Below are 16,230 nucleotides of genomic sequence, written 5' to 3'. Positions count from 1 at the left end.
CATGAGCGCCTTTTTCATCAAGCATCCCGCGATCGCGGCCGTGATCGCCATCGTGACTACGCTGCTGGGGCTGGTCTGCATGTTCAACCTGCCCATCTCCCAGTATCCGGAAATCACGCCGCGCACCATCCAGTTGCAGGCCATGTTCCCGGGGGCCAACGCGCAGGCGGTGGCGGACTCCGTGGGGACGCCGCTGGAACGCCAGATTTCCGGCGTGCAGGGCATGGACTACATGACGTCCGTTTCCTCCAACAACGGCGTGTACAACCTGTCCGTGATCTTTGAACCGGGGTCCGATACGGATATTGACCAGGTGCTGACCAACATGCGCTACGGGCAGGCCTCCTCCCAGCTTCCGCAGGAAGTGCAGAGCACGGGCGTGACCATCAAGCAGCAGCCGGGCCTCCCGCTCATGATTTATTCCCTGACGTCCCCGGACGGCAGCTACAATTCCGTGGACCTGGCGAACTATGCCCAGGTCAAGCTCATTGACGAACTCAAGCGCGTGGAAGGCGTGGGGGAAGTGCAGGTGTACGGCGCGGGGCGCTACGCCATCCGCATTTGGCTGGATACGTCCAAAATGACCCACTACGGCGTTTCCGTCAACGAAGTGCGCGGCGCCATCTCCGCCCAGAACACCACCAACCCAGGCGGCAAGATCGGGGCGGACCCCGTGCCGGACGGGCAGGAGCAGACCATTACCGTACGTACCCAGGGGCGGCTGTCGGAACCGCATGAATTTGAAGACATCATCATCCGCCAGGACGGGGATGAAATCCTGTACCTGAAAGACATTGCCAAGGTGGAGCTGGGGGCGGAGGATTATTCCGCCACCGGACGCCTGAACGGGGAGGTTTCCGCGGCCATCGTCATCTTCCAGTCTCCGGGCTCCAACGCCATCGCCACGGCTGACCGTGTGGAAAAGCTGCTGAACGCCAAGGCCCCGCTGATGCCGGAAGGCATTGCCGGCCGCGTTTCCCTGGATACGACCACGGCGGTGCGCTATTCCATTGAGGAAATCAAGCACACCTTCATTGAAGCCGTCATCCTGGTGGCCCTGGTCGTGTACATCTTCCTGCAGAACTGGCGCGCCACCCTCATTCCGCTGATTGCCGTGCCGGTGTCCCTGATCTCCACCTTCTGCCTGTTTCCCGTGCTGGGGTTTTCGCTGAACACCATCTCCCTGCTGGGCATGGTGCTGGCTATCGGCCTGGTGGTGGATGACGCCATTGTGGTGGTGGAGGCCGTGCAGGAGCACATTGACAAGGGACTGAATCCGCGCATGGCCTCCTTCGCAGCCATGCAGGAAGTGTCCGGTCCCGTCATCGCCATTGCGCTGGTGCTGGCGGCGGTGTTCCTGCCTTCCCTGCTGCTGGAAGGAATTACAGGCACGCTGTTCAAGCAGTTCGCCGTGACCATCGCCATTTCCATGCTCATTTCCGCCTTTAACGCGCTGACGCTTTCCCCGGCGCTGTGCGCCCTGCTGCTGAAACCCAAGAGTGCGGAACGCAAGAGCATTTTCTCCCCGTTCCACCGCCTGTTCAACCGATGCTATGGCCGCGCCGCCAGCGGCTACACCCGCGTGTGCGGAAGCCTGGCTCGCAAGCTGGTGATTTCCATCCCCCTCCTGTTTTTATTCTGGGGGGCCGTGGTCCCCGTGTCGGAACGCGTGCCCGGCGGCTTTCTTCCGGACGAGGACCAGGGCTTTCTGCTGGCCTGCCTGATCCTGAAGCCGAATACCTCCCTGCAGGTGGCCTATGAGCAGGACAAGAAATTTGAAGCGGCCCTTCAGGATCCTGCCGTGAAAAATCTGACTACCGTTGTGGGCCTCAATATCCTCAACAGCGTGCAGACTCCCGGGGCCTGCATCGCCTTCATCGAACTCAAGGACTGGAGCGAACGGCCGGAAACCTCCGCGGAGCTGGCCCGGAAGCTTCAAGGCAAACTGGCGCAGGCCGGGCTGGACGGCATGGGGATGGTGCTGGAACCTCCGGCCATTCCCGGCGTGGGCACCGCCAACGGCGTGACGATGGTGCTGGAAGACCTGGAAGGGCAGGGCGTGGCCTACCTGCATGAACAGGTGCAGCAATTCCAGGCCGCGGCTTCCCGGCGTCCGGAAATAGCCCTGTGCATGGACATGATGATGGCAGACATGCCGCAGAAGTACGTGAACCTGGACAAGGAAAAGTGCAAATTCCACAAGGTGGACATTGACGTAGCCAACGGCATTCTGGCCGCCTACAACGGTTCCTCCTTCATCAACTACTTCAACGCCTTCGGCCAGCAGTGGCAGGTATACATCCAGGCGCAGGGAGAAGACCGCGCCAGTTTGGAAAAGATGGACGGCTTTTTCGTCACGAACGCGGACGGCGCCCGCGTCCCCCTGTCCGCCCTGGTGGATATCAGGGAAATTGAGGACACGGAATTCGTGATGCACCACAACATCTATAACGCTGCCAAGCTGAACGTGATGCCCAGGCCCGGCTATTCCACCCAGCAGGTGATGGACGCCCTGGAGGAAGTGTTCCGGCAGACGATGGACCCCACGAAGGTGGGCTTTGACTACCAGGACATGAGCTTCCAGGAAAACAAGGTGCGCAACAGCATCGGCCTGGGGGCCATCTTCACCATGTCCGCCATCTTCGCCTTCCTCATTCTGGTGGCTCTCTATGAAAAATGGTCCTTGCCCCTGGCGGTCTTCCTCACGGTGCCCATTGCCGTGCTGGGGGCTTACGCAGGGCTGTACTGGCAGGGCATGGAGCTGACGCTTTACGCGCAGATCGGTCTGGTGATGCTGGTGGGGCTGGCGGCCAAGAACGCCATCCTGATTGTGGAATTCGCCAATCTGGAAATGCAGCGCGGCAGGGGGCTGATGGAGGCCACCCTGGCCGCCGCCCGGCTGCGTCTGCGGCCCATCCTGATGACCTCCCTGGCCTTCATCCTGGGCTGCATTCCGTTGATGCTTTCCTCCGGGTCCGGCGCGCTGGCGCGCAACGCCATCGGTACGGTGGTAGTCATCGGCATGGGGGTGGCTACGCTGGTGGGCGTCTTTCTGATCCCATGTTCCTATGTGTTTATCATGAAACTGTTCCGCATCAGATTCTCCCTGAATGAACTCAAGGAGGACCCGGATGAAGCGGGAGCCCGGGAATACCTGGCCGCGCACAAGAATGACGCGCCCGGAAGCTGACGGGAAAAGTAACGCCCTGCCGTGTTCCTCCCGGGGAAAGGGGGAATACGGTTTCTTTCCCCCCGTCCGGTAGTCCGGCGGGGGGAATTTTTTCCGTGAATGCTCCTGCGGACGGCGTTAATAAACGGGATTCAGGCGGCGGCCGGGGCATGAACCGTGCCGTGCTTGCCTTCCCGGAAAGCGGGGGGTAAACTTTCCCGTGAAGGCGGGAAAGGTGTTCCTGCCCGGTTGAGAGGAATGAAAGGCGAGCGGTACATAACTGAAGCGTTTGAAAAAAACTTCCGTGATTACGGGGAACTGGGTGCGTCCGTTTCCGTCTGGAAGGAAGGGCGGGAAATTGTTTCCCTGCATTCCGGATTTGCCGTGGCGGATGAAACGCGCCCGTGGACGGAACGTTCCCTGGTGCCCGTTTACTCCGCTACCAAGGGCCCCGCTTCCGCCGCCCTGCTGCTGGCCCTGCACCAGCAGGGAGCTTCCCCGGAGATGAGCATGGGGGAACTGTGGCCGGAATTCCCGCTGCCTTATGCTTCCATCGCGCAAATGATGTCTCACCAGTGCGGCTTGGCGGCCTTTTCCAGAACAGCCAGCGTGTTTGATCATGAGGATTGCGTGCGTGCCCTGGAAGAAACCGTTCCGGCGTGGCAGCCCCCGGAGCACGGCTACCATCCGCATACCTATGGCGTAATGCTGGACGAACTCATGATCCGCCTGACGGGGGAACGCCTCTGGGCGTACTGGGATGAATACATCCGCAAGCCGCTGGATCTGGATTTTTACATCAACCTGCCTGAATCCGAATTCGGCCGGGTGGCGACCTTGTACCCCGGCAAGATGGACATGTCCAACATGGGCACGCCGTTTTATCTGGAATACATGAAAAAAGGCACGCCCGTGAACCGTGCCTTCAATACGCTTATGGGACTGAACAGCGTGCGGCAGATGAACACGCCGGAGGCGTGGACCTCCGGGGCGCCTGCCTTCGGCGGGGTGGCTTCCGCCCGCGGCATGGCGCAATTTTACCAGGCCTGCCTGGGGCTGGATGAACTTCAGGTTTTTCCGGAAACCGTGCGGAGCTGGATGCGGAACGTCGTCATTGACGGGCCGGACCTGACGCTGAAAACGCCCACCGCCTTTTCCTGCGGCTTCATGCATGACCCTGCGGACCCCGCCACGGGCCGCAAGCTGCGGCATCTGTTCGGATTAAACGGTTTCGGCCACGCCGGGGCAGGCGGCTCCCATGCCTTTGCGGACCCGGCCCACGGCCTCTCCTTCGGCTATGCCATGAACCGCATGGACCTGAACGTACTGCCCGGCGTGAAGACGCGCCGTCTCATTGACGCAGTGATGAAGGAAATGGAGGAAAAGCCGGAGGCCTGAGCTTTCTCCCGGAAAGAACCGGAGGGCAGGGGAAGAAAAACCGTTCTTCCTGAGTAAGGGTGGATTTTCGTATGAGCTACGTCTTTCAGGGGCGTCTATTTTCAGGGGCTAGCGTCGCTCCCTCTCCAATGGCCTCATCGGGTATCCAGCCTTCCTCTCCGTCGTTTGTTCTCCTGACCCACGTCCATCCATTCAGCGTCTTGATTTTGACGATATCTTCCCCTCGGTCTACGACCAGTTCCCTGGCGCTGTAATCTTCCAGCACACTTCCCCTCATCCTCGTCTCCCGGACAGTCAATCAATTGAACGGGAACCCAGCCTCCATGGCCACGTTTGTTTTCCCCCAAATCCAGTCCTTCCGGTTTTCCTCCGGCGCTCTTTCTCCCAGCGTAACGCTTTCCCCCGTTTCCAGTTTGAGGGGATGTTCATATTCCGTCCTGTGTGAAGCTATCGTTTTAAAGTTTCCATTCTTATATGTATGTAATTGATCTTTTCCGTACGGTAATAGAGTCTTGTTCGCTCTCAAGTGGTTGTGGCATGATTTGACGGGAATTGGTATCCCTGATGCGGCGGATATCTTGTTAATCCTCATTTGCTCTCACCCATGCCAGTTTCCATTCCCGGCCCATTCCATCTTTGGCTCTTAAAGTGAGTGTTAGTTTCAAGGGGGATAATGATTTTTTGCCGATTTCCATGGAAAGAGAATTCTCTTCCGTTTTGGTGGTGACGGAGTCGGATGTCCAGAGAATGGAGAAGACAGACGTATTTTTTATTTCCGGAGGAAGATGAGCGGTTTCATTAGGATTGATAAAATGTGTTTCCGTCTCGGCATATTCCCTATTTCCAGCGGATTGCCTGGATTGGGTTCTTTCAATAATAAGAGTTCCTCCTTCAGCAGATAGAGAGTCCTGTGTTTCCTGAATTTTGAAATAGAGATGGGGAAACTGGGAAGAAATATCCGGGACGAAATCATCATCTCTATAGTTAGCCCGTCCGCTTTTTTCCTCCGTTCCAGCCTTTTGAGAATCGCGGTGGATGCTCTTTTCATGCCAGATAATGCTCCCTTCAACGAGTGAGATGGCAGCGAGGAGAACAATAGTGATATTTGTAAGACAGTTATTCATGCTTCTTTCAAACGGGGATGGGATGATGAAAAATCCAATGCTGGTCATTGTTTTCCGGCAGCATGTCTTGATGCTTTCCGATATGTAAAACCATCTCGCTGCCATCCGCAAGGGACAGCGCAGGGAGATGCGGCGAGGTGCAGCAGTAGAGACTCCACCGTTTTAACGGGGAATGTTTTCCGTTTTGGAGAGTCCGCAGGTTTTTACCATCCGCCGCCCAGGGCGCGTGCGAGCTGCACGACGGCCTTGCGGATGTTCTGCTTCATGGTGACCAGGGATTCCTCCGAGCTGAGCCAGGAGCGCTGGGCAGTAATGACGTTCAGGAAGTCCGTCTGGCCATTGATGTACAGGGTGCGGGAGAGCAGGAAGGCCTCCTTGTTGGCGTTGTTTTCCTTGTGCAGGTATTGCATCTGGGAGGTGTAGTTGCCGTAGGCGATCAGGGCGTCTTCCACCTCGGAAACGGCGGTGATGAGCGTCTTGCGGTAGGTTTCCGCGGCTTGTTCCGCCGCCGCTTTCTGGGCGCGTACCGCGGCTCTCAGGGCGCCGCCCTGGAACAGGGGCTGGAGCAGGTTTCCGCCCAGGGACCACGCGTTGTTGTTTTCCCGGAAGAGCTGGCCGAAGTCTCCGCCGCGGCTGGAGAGAGACCCCGTCAGGCTGAAGCGCGGGTACAGGTCCGCCACGGCGACGCCTACGTTGGCCACGGCTACGTGCAGATCCGCCTCCGCCGCGATGACGTCAGGCCTTCTCCGCAGGAGCTCGGAGGGGAGGCCCACCGGAACGACGGGCGTTTTTTCAAAGACGGAGGCTTTGGGTAGCGTCAGTTCCACGCGGGAGTTGTACGTGCCCAGCAGCACGGAGAGCTGGTTTTTAGCGGAAGCCACCTGGGCTTCCAGTGCCGGAATGCGGCTTTCCGTGGAGGCGACGGTGGAGATGGCCTGCTCCACGTCCAGACGGGGGGCGAATTCCGATTTATGGCGCTTTTCCGCAATGGTAAGGGTGTTTTTCTGGATTTCCAGCTGTTCCCGGGCGATGCGGAGCTGTTCGCAGGCGGTGATCCACTCAAAGTAGACGGTGGCGACGTCCGCCAGCAGGGCGGTGCGGACGGCGCAGGCGGAGGCTTCCGTGGACATGAGGGAGGCGCGGTAGGCCTCAATGGAGCGGCGGTTGCCGCCGAAGAGGTCCAGTTCCCAGGAGGTGGAGGCCCCCAGGGAGAAGTCCTGGGAGGTGGAACTCCGGAATCCCCGGTCCGGAGAGAGGCTCCAGCCGGCGCTGGCGTCCGCGGAGGGCAGGAGGGAGGCCTGCGAGATGCGCAGCCTTTCCCTGGATTCCCGGATGCGGAGCAGGGCCACCTTCATATCCGGATTGTTGTTCAGGGAGGTGGAGACGAGGCGGTTGAGCTGGGGGTCCCCGAAGATGTTCCACCAGGAGCGCAGGTCCTTGTCCGAGCTGCGGGGGGGCTTTGCCTCCGTCCAGGAGGCGGGGAGGTCATGGGCAGGTTGCCGGAAGTCCGGGCCTACCATGCAGGAGCTCAGGCAGCAGGCGGCCAGAAGGGGGAGATGTTTGAACATGGATGACATGGGAGAAAGAAGAGTAAAACGTTATTCGTGACGCAGGGCGTCAATAGGGTCCATTCTGGACGCCTTCCAGGACGGGTACCATCCGAAGGCCAGGCCAATGAACACGGAGACGCCCACGGCCAGGGCCATGGCTTCCGGAGAGGAGGCGGTGGCCCAGTTCATGGTGCGGCTGACGATGATGGAGATGGCCTTGCCGAGCATGATGCCCAGCGCGCCGCCCACCACGCAGAGCAGCACCGCTTCCAGCAGGAACTGGCGCATGATGTCCTGCGGCCGGGCGCCCACCGCCATGCGGAGGCCGATTTCCTTGGTGCGTTCCGTGACGGAGACGAGCATGATGTTCATGATGCCCACGCCGCCCACGACCAGGGAGATCATGGCCACGATCATCAGCAGGTTGGTCATGACTTCCGTGGTGCTGCTCATGGCCCGGGACATTTCAGCCATGTCCCATACCCGGAAGTCGTCCAGCTGGCCGTCCTTGAGGTTGTGCTTGGCGCGGATGACTTCCGTGATCTGGTCAATGGCCTCGGAGGAGCGTTCCGGGTCCGCGATCTGCGCCATGATGAAATCAATGTTGTTGAAGCGGCGCGGATGGGGGGCGTCCGTATAGGGCTGGTCCGTGGTTTCCGTGTAGTAGGCCACGGAAGATGACGTGTATTTGTCCGCCCGGTTAAAGGTGGTGGTGGATTTGCCGGAGGAGGAAGAGGAGGAGCCGCCGCCCAGCCCCTGCAGGCGGTAGCGGATGCTCGTCCAGGGCAGGATGATGGAGTCGTCCTGGTCGCGGCCCATCATGTTGGCCCCCTTTTTCTGGAGGATGCCGATGACCTTGAACATGACGTTCTTGATGCGGATGTCCTTGCCCAGCGGGTCTTCGTCCCCAAAGAGTTCCTTGGCTACTGTCTGGCCGATGACGCACACGCGCCTGGCCTGCTCCACGTCTTCTTCGGAGAAGGGCTGTCCGCGGTCCATGTCATACCAGTTTTTGATTTTCAGGTATTCCACGGAGCCGCCTTCCACGGTTTCCGGGCTCCAGTTCTTGTTGCCGTAAATGACCTGGCCGCTGGCGCGCACCACGGGCGTGGCTCGCAGGACCATGGGACAGTCCTGCGCGATGGCCTCGCAGTCCGCATTGGTCAGGGAGGCCCTGCCGCCGGCGCCGGTGTTGACCCCGCTTTTGGAGATGGCGCCGGGGCGGATGTTCAGCGTGTCCGCCCCCATGGAGGCGATGGTGTTTTTAATCTGGAGCGTGGACCCCTGGCCGATTTCCACCATGGCGATCACCGCGGCGATGCCGATGATGATGCCCAGGATGGTGAGCGCCGCGCGCATGGGGTTGCGCACCAGGGCCTTGATGCAGGTTTTGAGGAGGGGAAGGAATTTCATACGTCGTCTTTGCTTAGCGTGTCGGAAATCCCTTCGCAGATGAGGCCGTCCGCCATGTTGATGGCCCGGTCCGTGAAGGCGGCTATTTTGGGATCATGCGTCACCAGGATGACCGTGATTCCTTTCTGGCGGTTCAGATCCTTGAACATGTGCAGCACTTCCTTGGAGGTGGTGGAGTCCAGGTTGCCCGTGGGCTCGTCCGCCAGCAGGATGCTGGGGTTGTTGATGAGGGAGCGGGCGATGGCCACGCGTTGCTGCTGGCCTCCGGAGAGCTGGGCCGGGGTGTGGTCCATGCGGTCGGAAAGGCCCACCAGGTTCAGCAGTTCCACGGAGCGCTCACGCATGGCTTTCATGGTGAGGGTGGGATGTGCATATACGGCAGGCATCATCACGTTTTCCAGGGCGGTGGTGCGGGAGAGCAGGTTGAAGTTCTGGAAGACGAAGCCGATGCGCTTGTTCCGGAGCGTGGCGCGCTCTGCCGCGTTGAATGTGGCTACGTCTTCCCCGGCAATGTAGTAATGGCCGGAGCTGGGGCGGTCCAGACAGCCCAGGATGTTCATCAGGGTGGACTTTCCGGAGCCGGAGGCCCCGGTGAGGGAAACGAATTCCCCTTCCTTGATGTCCAGGGTGATGCCCTTGAGCACTTGAAGATCTATTTCTCCCAGGTGGTACACCTTGGTTATGTCACGTAAGCGGATCACGTTGTTGTAGTGCTTGAAGCGGTAAAAAAAGGATGATGAGGCGAGCGGAGGCATTCCCCCGGATCAGGGGCGCGGAGGCGGTCCGCCGTTGCCGGCCGGGGCCTTCGTGTTGCCCGTGCTCGGTTTGCGGCGCGGCGGCATCTTGGGCGCGAACGGGTTTTCCCCGCCGGCAGAGGCGGACGCCCCGTCTTCCGAGTTTCTGGAACGGTTCAGGATCTGTGCCGTGGAAACGATTTCCATGCCTTCCCGGAGCGTTTCCCCCTTAATGGCCGTCAGCATGCCGTTGCTTTCCCCCCTGGTGACCAGATGGGGGTAAAGAAGGTTGTCCCGCAGTTCCCATACCACGGCTTTTTTCTCTTTACTGTTTTGTGCGGGAGCTGCCAGTTCCGGCTGCATCTGTTCAAAGACCGTTTTCTGCTCGGCGCTGATGAGTTCCATTTCCGGACGGAAGCGGAGAGCGGCGTTGGAGACGAGGAAGGCGTTCCGGATGTCCTCCACCACAAACTGGACGTTGGCCGTCAGGTAGGGGATGAGGAGCTTGTCCGGGTTGGGCACGTCAATGTCCACGATGTAGGTGACCACGTTGGAGGTCATGGTGGCGTCCAGCCGTATCTTGTCCACCGTTCCCTTGAATTTGCGGCCTGAGAAGGCGTCTACGGTGAACAGGACGTCCTGCCCCTTGCGGATGCTGCCGATGTCCGCCTCATTCACGGCGGCCCAGATTTTCAGCTTGGAAAGGTCCGTGGCGATGTAGAACAGGCTGGAGGCGCTCATGCTGGAAACCACCGTCTGGCCTATGTTGACCAGGCGCTTGACCACCACGCCGTCCACGGGAGATTGGATGGTGGTGTATTCCAGGTTGCGCATTTCCTTTTTCAGCGCGGCTTCTGCCTGTTTCAGGGAGGCTTCCGCTTCCAGCAGGGAGGCTTCCGCCACGGCCACGTTGGCGCGGGCGGTTTCTTCATCCGCAATGTACTGGTCATAGCTGGATTTGGACAGGGCATCCCCCGGCCCCAGCTTTTCCGCGCGTTCCCGGTCCAGCCGGGCCTGGTGGTGCTTGGCCTTCGCCTGCTGGATGTCCGCCTTGGCACGGGCGATTCCGGCGCTGGCCTGCGCCTTGGAGGCTTCCGCCCGCTGCACGTCCAGCTGCACGGGCAGTTTATCGATTTCCGCGAGCATCTGGCCCGCCTTCACCGGGCTGGAGTAATCCACCACCTTGCCGTTCAGATCCTTGCCGAACTCCATGATGATGCCGCTGACCTGGGCGCCCACGTCCACCAGTTCATCAGGTTCCGTGACGCCGGTGGCGTCAATGGTGATCATCAGATCCCCCTTTTCAAGGGGTTCTGTCTGGTAGTCCACCTGGATCGCTTCGTTTCCTTTCCACAGTTCCCAGGCGAACCAGACGCCTCCAAGAACGGCAATGACGATGATGAGTTTGATAAATCCCTTCACGACTATAATATACTTCGTAATAATGAAAAAGTTGCACAGATGTTAAAACTTTTTCGTAACGGGGCGTGATCCTACCATTATTTCCGGAAATGTCTAAGGGTTTATTGCGTTTATTAACAGTTATTATATAGCAACTAATAATATTACATTATCGTAATACCCTGTCTCTTTTTTACGGATTTGTAAGGGGGCGGTAGAATCGTTTTTAAGGGTGCAGGGATACAATGGGTTGATAACCATTGTGTTTGGGCTGTGGAGAAAAATTGGCACGATCTTTGCTGAATAAGAGGTGAAGGATCAAGAGATCCGGAAATAGCCAATCAAACGTATGTACAAGCACGATTTATTTGACTTGATGTTCAAGCTGCTCCATTCCTTCTGCCGTTCCTCCCGGCCGGGCAGGGACGAGAAGGAACGTGAGCGGAAGGCGGTGAAGTACTTGAAGTCCATGGCCGCCCATGCGCGCATGCGTTCCTTTTGAGCACGTGCGCTTCCTGTCCGGATATGCTGCGGAGCGCAAAGAGGCAGGACAAAGCCGGGGCTGGAATGCCGCACCGGGGAAATGGGCGGCCACGCCGCACGTTCAGGGCGGAGCCTTCAGGAAACGGTTTCCCGGCCGTCTTCCCGGCTGCGGGGGGAAAGAAAAAGACACCGCTGCACCGTCTCTGGCAGTGAGCCACGTTCCCGTGCCTCAATAGAGCGGGGACTTCCGCCGCTGTTTTGACTTTTCCGGTATAGGACGTAGTCAGCCCTGCGTCGGGGCTGCCCCCATTAGGTTGTAATATCGGTTCGGGCCACTTTGCCAGGTAGTGACGAGTGCAGCAGCCAACACCTTATATACTGCATGATGGCGAATGATCCAAGGTGTTTTTAGAATCTTTTCAGACATGCGAGGGTCATCCTCCGCAGAGTGATTGAGGCTGAACGGACTTCTGTTCCGTCAGGATTTTTCTTCCAGCCACTGCCGTAAAATGGGACGGTCTGCGGGCGCCCAGGGCAGTTCTTCCAGCCTGCGGCGGGAGAAGAAGCCCAGGCTTTCATGTTCCAGGGGCCGGGGCAGGGTGCAGGGTTCCAGGCGGCACAGGAATGGGATGAGGCGGATGACGCGTTCCCCTTCCCGGTGCCGGACGGGGGTGAGCATGCGGACAGGCCGGATGGCGCATCCCAGTTCCTCCCGTATTTCCCGGATGACGGCGTTCTGCGCGTTCTCCCCGGGTTCCAGTTTTCCGCCGGGAAATTCATAAAGAAGCCCGTTTGACTGCCCGGCGGCCTTTTTGGCGGCCAGGAGCAGGGGGCCCCGGGCGGAGGGCAGTTCAATCAGGGCGCAGCAGACGTCCAGGGTGTTCATGAGGCGTTGAAATCCAGTGAGTTCAGGTTCATGAGGCGGGAATCCGTATCCAGGATGCCAAAGCCGATGCGCCCGGTCCTTCCCTGGAGTTCCCCCGGATTGGCAAGCAGGCAGCCGCCGATTATTTCCCTCACGGGCTGGTGGGTATGGCCGTACAGGGCGGCGTCCACCTTCCCGTTCCGCGCTTCCTGCATGGCGTATCTGGGATAATGGGAGAGGGAAAACTTCATGCCGTACCTGGTGATGAGAGCATGCTCCGGATGCAGGCGCGCCGCCGGGGAGTTGGCGGCCATCCGGCGCATGGCGTCCAGATCGTAGTCATTATTGCCCGGGACGGCGTCCAGAGGCAGGCCTCCGGTCAGTTCTATCAGGCGCAGGAAGCTTTCCGGGGTGGTGCAGTCCCCCAGGAAAATAAAGTGTCCGCAGTCCAGCAGGCGCATCTGGTGCATGGCCAGCTCCAGATGGTCCGTACGGTCGTGCATGTCTGAAAAAATGCCTATTTTCATGGTGTTCAGAGGGTCATGGCATGGATGGGCCACGCCAGCAATTCTTCCGGCAGGGGAGGCAGCTGCGCACGTTCCCCCTCCCTGCGCAGCAGGCAGGTGAAGCCTCCCGCCCCTGCGCCGTGGAAAGGCATGAGACGGTAGCAGGCCTCCTGCGTCAGGGAGGAGCGAAAAGGCTCTAATTCAGGAACGGCTACGGTGTGCAGTTCCGGACAGCGTTTCAGCAGGTACAGGATGTTGCGTTCGTTTTCCTCCGGGGCGTACGTGCACGTGGTGTACAGCAGACAGCCTCCGGGCGCCAGGCACCGTACCGCCGCCAGCAGAATGCCCCGCTGCCGCTTGGCGTTTCCTCCGGTGACGGAGGGATTGAAGCAGCCGGGGTTGGGAATGCCTTTGGCCAGCAGGGACTGCCCGCTGCATGGGGCGTCCGCCAGAATGAGGTCAAAACAGGCGGGGGCGAGCTCCGCCCACTGGTCCGGGCGCAGGCGCTGGGTGTACAGGCCCGTGAAGCCGCAGCGCAGCAGGTTGTGGCGCAGGATGCCCAGGCGCTTCGGGTGCACTTCGTTGGAGACGTGTTCCCGCGGAGCTATCCGCGTCTGTGCCAGGATGCTTTTTCCTCCGGGCGCCGCGCACATGTCCAGGCAGCGTTCCGGCCGGAAAGGCAGCTGCTCCAGGGGAGCCGTTTCCCAGACGGAAGAGAGGTCCAGGGGGTAGTAATATCCGCGTTCATAATCCGGCAGGGCGCCTGGTTTGGTTTCCGGCTCCCCTTCCGGAAGCGCGATGACGGCCGGATGCCCCCAGTCCCGCGGGGACTCATCCGCCGGCAGGGGCGGGATGTAGCCTTCCGGAGCCTTCGGCGTGATGACCAGCGCGCTTCTGGATCGGTCTCCGGCCTGCGTGGCATCCAGAAAATCCTGTTCCTGTGCCGGAGTCAGTTCCAGCTTGCGGGTAAGTCTGAGTATTTGAGAGGAAGACACGGAATCAAACCCGGAATGTTTCACCGAAGTGGGTGTTGGTCGCCAGATTGGCGGCCCCCAGGATGCCCGCTTCCGTACCGAACTGGGCAGGAAGGATTTCCAGCTGTTCCGCAAGCGGTCCGGCGAGCTGGTTTTTCATGATCTCCTGCAGGGGCTGGAAGAGCAGGGTCTTGGCCTTCGCTACGCCGCCGCCGATGATGATGGCTTCCGGGTTCAGGAGGTAGCAGCAGTTCATCAGGGCGCAGGAAAGCTTTACGGCCAGGTCGCGCCATACCTGCGCGGCCACTTCGTCCCCCGCCAGCGCCGCCCGTTCCAGGGCGATGGGGTTGCAGTCCACAATGGCCTTGTCAATGCCGTGGGCGGCGTACAGGGTGCGGGCGTCCGCCGCTATTTCCCGGTTGCCCACGTAGTCCTCCAGGGCGCCGCGGTTGCCGTAATGGCCCAGCCGCCCCCGGTAGTCAATGCTGGTTTGCCCCAGCTCCCCGGCGGAACAGGTAGCCCCGCGCAGGAGTTCCCCGTTCACGATGAGTCCGCTCCCCACGCCCGTGCCCAGGGTCAGGCAGACCAGGTGCCTCTTTCCCTTTCCGGCTCCCAGTTTCCATTCCGCGTACGCCATGCAGTTGGCGTCGTTCTCCACGTACACGGGCAGCCCGCAGGCGGCCTGGAGCATGTCGCGCACCGGAACGTTGTTCCAGCCGGGCACGTTGGTGAGCGTGTAAACGGTACCCTCATAAAAATTGACGAATCCCGGCATGCCCATGCCGACGGCCTGCACTTCCGGATGGTTCATCCGCAGCAGATTCACGAATTGGGCGATGGCTTCAATCAGCTGGTCCGGATTGCCATATTCCTGGGTGGCGATGGAAGGCGCGTGTTCAATCACTTCCGTGCCCCTGATGACCCCCAGCTTGATGGAGGTGCCCCCGAAATCAATGCCGATGGAGGTGATGGTTGAAGCTGTCATATAAATTCAATATATAAAACTTTACCGGTCGATGAAAAGGTTAAAAGAAGTATGCTTCCGTTAAAAAAACGGCAGGCTGGAACGGGGAAAAAATGACTTGTTTCATTGCTGAATTTTCTTGAATGAACATTTGGATGCTTGTAGTGTCTCATAGTCTAGTCAGTTGGGCGGTCTCGCCCGCTGTTCGTGAAATATCGTCAACCTCAGCCCATAGAGACACCTCATATGCCTACTCCCAAGAAAACCGATAGCAAGACCGCCGCCAAGGCAACGCCGGCTCCCAAAAAGAAGACCTGCGGGAAATCCGCCTGCAAGCCCGCTGTAGAGCAAGAGGCTCCCGCTAAAAAGAAGTGCTGCAGGAAAAAGGCCGCTGAACCGGAAAAGGCCGCCAAGCCGGCCAAGAAAGCAACCGCCTCCGCGGCTGCCGTGGAAAAGAAGCCGGAACCGAAAACGGCCAGGAAGGCCCCGGCTAAAAAAGCCGCTCCCGCTCCCGCCTCTCCGGCCCCTGCTCCCGCAAAGAATGAATTGACGGACGAACAGACGGAAGCCATCGCCGCCGCCAAGGCGGAACTGGCCGCCAATCCGGACTGGGAACCCTTTGTGCTGATGCAGCGCCAGCATTTGATGGACCTGCGCGACAGGGCTCTGGACAACATGAGCGGCGTGGCCCGCGACACCCTCCGGAACCATCCGGAAGGCAGCGAAGCCTCCGGCTCCGGAGAACACCAGGCGGACGCCGGCAGCGATGCCTATGACCGTGACTTTGCGCTCAGCCTGCTTTCCAAGGAACAGGACGGCCTGTATGAGATCGAGCAGGCGCTTGCCCGCATTGACAACGGAACGTACGGCATTTGTGAAATGTCATACAAGGTCATTCCCATCCTGCGCCTGGAGGCTATTCCCTTTGCGCGGCTTACCGTGGAATGCCAGGCCCAGTGGGAAAAGGAAAAGGGGCAGAACGCCCGGTTCCGCCCCAGAGTGGCCCTGGGCTTTGCGGGAGGACAAAATGATGTAGATTTATCTGTTTCTCTTGACGATGATGAAGAATAGTGTATAAATCCTCCCCCGTAACACATTTTCATCATGCCTAGAGACATCATCATCCTCGAATGCACCGAGGCTAAAGCCGAAGGAAAGCCCACGTCCCGCTACGTCACCACGCGCAACAAAAAGAGCCTGCGTACCCCCGGCCGCCTGGAAAAGGTTAAGTACAATCCTTTCCTGAAGCGCCGCACGCTTCATCGTGAAATGCGTTAATTACGGGCCAGCCATCGATTATCTTTATTATTATGTCCACTGAACCCAAGACTGTAGAACGTCGTATTCGTTTCCGCACGTGCAATCGCCAGATGCCGCGCCGTCGTCTCGACATCCCGATGGATCAGGTCGATCTGCTCAACCCCGATTTCCTGTCCAAGTTCACTTCTGAAACCGGCAAGATCCTTCCCCGCCGCGTGACCGGGCTGTCCGCCAAGATGCACCGCAAGGTCACCCGTGAAATCAAGCGGGCCCGTTCGATCAACCTTCTGCCGTAACAAGCCCCAAGGAAATCTCTTTCGGTAGAAATTGTCTTTGCAGGCGGGAGTTTGTACGGTAACGGGGCAAACTCCCGCTTCATTTCCAGCCAT

16 protein-coding genes are annotated in these 16,230 nt (G+C 59.4%); 6 read left to right on the top strand and 10 right to left on the bottom strand.

The window, feature by feature from the left end; all coding sequences use genetic code 11:
• Position 1 precedes the first annotated feature (1 nt).
• Together LIO64_RS04955 and LIO64_RS04950 are read left to right on the top strand one after the other, a co-directional pair.
• The gene (locus LIO64_RS04955; RefSeq protein ID WP_290548341.1) at positions 2-3,190 is read left to right on the top strand and encodes an efflux RND transporter permease subunit; all 3,189 of its coding nucleotides are present in this window, start codon (positions 2-4) and stop codon (positions 3,188-3,190) included.
• A 237-nt stretch (positions 3,191-3,427) separates the two neighbouring features.
• The gene (locus LIO64_RS04950; protein ID WP_290548340.1) at positions 3,428-4,567 is read left to right on the top strand and encodes a serine hydrolase domain-containing protein; all 1,140 of its coding nucleotides are present in this window, start codon (positions 3,428-3,430) and stop codon (positions 4,565-4,567) included.
• Positions 4,568-4,652: 85 nt separating this feature from the next.
• Here LIO64_RS04950 and LIO64_RS04945 read toward each other — a convergent pair whose 3' ends face one another.
• The 6 genes from LIO64_RS04945 to LIO64_RS04920 all read right to left on the bottom strand — a co-directional run bounded on the left by LIO64_RS04945 (position 4,653) and on the right by LIO64_RS04920 (position 10,810).
• Positions 4,653-4,844 carry a hypothetical protein gene (locus LIO64_RS04945; RefSeq protein WP_290548339.1) on the bottom strand — a complete coding sequence of 64 codons (192 nt, stop codon included), beginning with the start codon at positions 4,842-4,844 and terminating at the stop codon, positions 4,653-4,655.
• 304 nt (positions 4,845-5,148) lie between these two features.
• Entirely contained in the window at positions 5,149-5,691 is a 543-nt protein-coding gene (locus tag LIO64_RS04940; protein WP_290548338.1) for a hypothetical protein, read from the bottom strand.
• Positions 5,692-5,894: 203 nt separating this feature from the next.
• Positions 5,895-7,259 (bottom strand): efflux transporter outer membrane subunit, encoded by a 1,365-nt coding sequence (locus tag LIO64_RS04935; protein ID WP_290548337.1) that lies wholly within the window; start codon positions 7,257-7,259, stop codon positions 5,895-5,897.
• A 30-nt stretch (positions 7,260-7,289) separates the two neighbouring features.
• On the bottom strand, positions 7,290-8,654 hold the full coding sequence (locus LIO64_RS04930) for an ABC transporter permease (protein WP_290548336.1): 1,365 nt from the start codon (positions 8,652-8,654) through the stop codon (positions 7,290-7,292).
• Positions 8,651-9,355, bottom strand: a complete 705-nt coding sequence (locus LIO64_RS04925; protein WP_290548335.1) for an ABC transporter ATP-binding protein — start codon at positions 9,353-9,355, stop codon at positions 8,651-8,653. Before LIO64_RS04925 ends, LIO64_RS04930 begins: the two co-directional genes overlap by 4 nt.
• A 63-nt stretch (positions 9,356-9,418) precedes the next feature.
• Positions 9,419-10,810, bottom strand: a complete 1,392-nt coding sequence (locus tag LIO64_RS04920; protein WP_290548334.1) for an efflux RND transporter periplasmic adaptor subunit — start codon at positions 10,808-10,810, stop codon at positions 9,419-9,421.
• Positions 10,811-11,138: 328 nt separating this feature from the next.
• Between LIO64_RS04920 and LIO64_RS04915 the strand changes: the two genes are divergently transcribed.
• The gene (locus LIO64_RS04915; RefSeq protein WP_290548333.1) at positions 11,139-11,291 is read left to right on the top strand and encodes a hypothetical protein; all 153 of its coding nucleotides are present in this window, start codon (positions 11,139-11,141) and stop codon (positions 11,289-11,291) included.
• A 459-nt stretch (positions 11,292-11,750) separates the two neighbouring features.
• On the opposite strand, the gene LIO64_RS04910 is transcribed toward LIO64_RS04915, so the two are convergent.
• From LIO64_RS04910 to LIO64_RS04895, 4 genes are read right to left on the bottom strand one after another with little or no spacing between them, the layout of a single operon-like run.
• Positions 11,751-12,158: an NUDIX domain-containing protein gene (locus tag LIO64_RS04910; protein WP_290548332.1), complete on the bottom strand. Its 408-nt coding sequence runs from the start codon at positions 12,156-12,158 to the stop codon at positions 11,751-11,753.
• A complete protein-coding gene (locus tag LIO64_RS04905; protein ID WP_290548331.1) occupies positions 12,155-12,664 on the bottom strand; it encodes a metallophosphoesterase family protein in 510 nt (169 codons plus the stop codon). The genes LIO64_RS04910 and LIO64_RS04905 overlap by 4 nt, the downstream gene beginning before the upstream one ends.
• Before the next feature lie 5 nt (positions 12,665-12,669).
• Positions 12,670-13,662 (bottom strand): RsmB/NOP family class I SAM-dependent RNA methyltransferase, encoded by a 993-nt coding sequence (locus LIO64_RS04900; RefSeq protein WP_290548330.1) that lies wholly within the window; start codon positions 13,660-13,662, stop codon positions 12,670-12,672.
• Positions 13,643-14,602, bottom strand: coding sequence for an ROK family protein (locus tag LIO64_RS04895; RefSeq protein ID WP_290548329.1), 960 nt, complete (start codon positions 14,600-14,602; stop codon positions 13,643-13,645). Before LIO64_RS04895 ends, LIO64_RS04900 begins: the two co-directional genes overlap by 20 nt.
• Positions 14,603-14,827: 225 nt before the next feature.
• Here LIO64_RS04895 and LIO64_RS04890 point away from each other — a divergent pair, with 225 nt between their 5' ends.
• Genes LIO64_RS04890 through rpsR form a run of 3 tightly spaced genes read left to right on the top strand, consistent with a single transcriptional unit; the run spans position 14,828 to position 16,137 of the window.
• Positions 14,828-15,652 (top strand): TraR/DksA family transcriptional regulator, encoded by an 825-nt coding sequence (locus LIO64_RS04890; protein WP_290548328.1) that lies wholly within the window; start codon positions 14,828-14,830, stop codon positions 15,650-15,652.
• A gap of 33 nt (positions 15,653-15,685) precedes the next feature.
• On the top strand, positions 15,686-15,859 hold the full coding sequence (gene rpmG / locus LIO64_RS04885; protein ID WP_022396979.1) for a 50S ribosomal protein L33: 174 nt from the start codon (positions 15,686-15,688) through the stop codon (positions 15,857-15,859).
• Between the two features lie 32 nt (positions 15,860-15,891).
• On the top strand, positions 15,892-16,137 hold the full coding sequence (gene rpsR, locus LIO64_RS04880; RefSeq protein WP_022396980.1) for a 30S ribosomal protein S18: 246 nt from the start codon (positions 15,892-15,894) through the stop codon (positions 16,135-16,137).
• Positions 16,138-16,230 lie beyond the last annotated feature (93 nt).

It is taken from the genome of Akkermansia sp. (assembly GCF_020860705.1).
In the GTDB taxonomy this organism is placed as follows: domain Bacteria; phylum Verrucomicrobiota; class Verrucomicrobiia; order Verrucomicrobiales; family Akkermansiaceae; genus Akkermansia.
The sequence above is the reverse complement of the archived record's forward strand: the minus strand, read 5'-3'. Positions and strand labels throughout refer to the sequence as shown.

Bases quoted from the DNA above. Each gene is read 5' to 3' on its own strand.
- LIO64_RS04955 (WP_290548341.1), top strand. From the start codon at position 2: ATGAGCGCCTTTTTCATCAAGCATCCCGCGATCGCGGCCGTGATCGCC.
- LIO64_RS04950 (WP_290548340.1), top strand. From the start codon at position 3,428: ATGAAAGGCGAGCGGTACATAACTGAAGCGTTTGAAAAAAACTTCCGT.
- LIO64_RS04945 (WP_290548339.1), bottom strand. From the start codon at position 4,844: ATGAGGGGAAGTGTGCTGGAAGATTACAGCGCCAGGGAACTGGTCGTA.
- LIO64_RS04940 (WP_290548338.1), bottom strand. From the start codon at position 5,691: ATGAATAACTGTCTTACAAATATCACTATTGTTCTCCTCGCTGCCATC.
- LIO64_RS04935 (WP_290548337.1), bottom strand. From the start codon at position 7,259: ATGTTCAAACATCTCCCCCTTCTGGCCGCCTGCTGCCTGAGCTCCTGC.
- LIO64_RS04930 (WP_290548336.1), bottom strand. From the start codon at position 8,654: ATGAAATTCCTTCCCCTCCTCAAAACCTGCATCAAGGCCCTGGTGCGC.
- LIO64_RS04915 (WP_290548333.1), top strand. From the start codon at position 11,139: ATGTACAAGCACGATTTATTTGACTTGATGTTCAAGCTGCTCCATTCC.
- LIO64_RS04910 (WP_290548332.1), bottom strand. From the start codon at position 12,158: ATGAACACCCTGGACGTCTGCTGCGCCCTGATTGAACTGCCCTCCGCC.
- LIO64_RS04905 (WP_290548331.1), bottom strand. From the start codon at position 12,664: ATGAAAATAGGCATTTTTTCAGACATGCACGACCGTACGGACCATCTG.
- LIO64_RS04895 (WP_290548329.1), bottom strand. From the start codon at position 14,602: ATGACAGCTTCAACCATCACCTCCATCGGCATTGATTTCGGGGGCACC.
- LIO64_RS04890 (WP_290548328.1), top strand. From the start codon at position 14,828: ATGCCTACTCCCAAGAAAACCGATAGCAAGACCGCCGCCAAGGCAACG.
- rpmG (WP_022396979.1), top strand. From the start codon at position 15,686: ATGCCTAGAGACATCATCATCCTCGAATGCACCGAGGCTAAAGCCGAA.
- rpsR (WP_022396980.1), top strand. From the start codon at position 15,892: ATGTCCACTGAACCCAAGACTGTAGAACGTCGTATTCGTTTCCGCACG.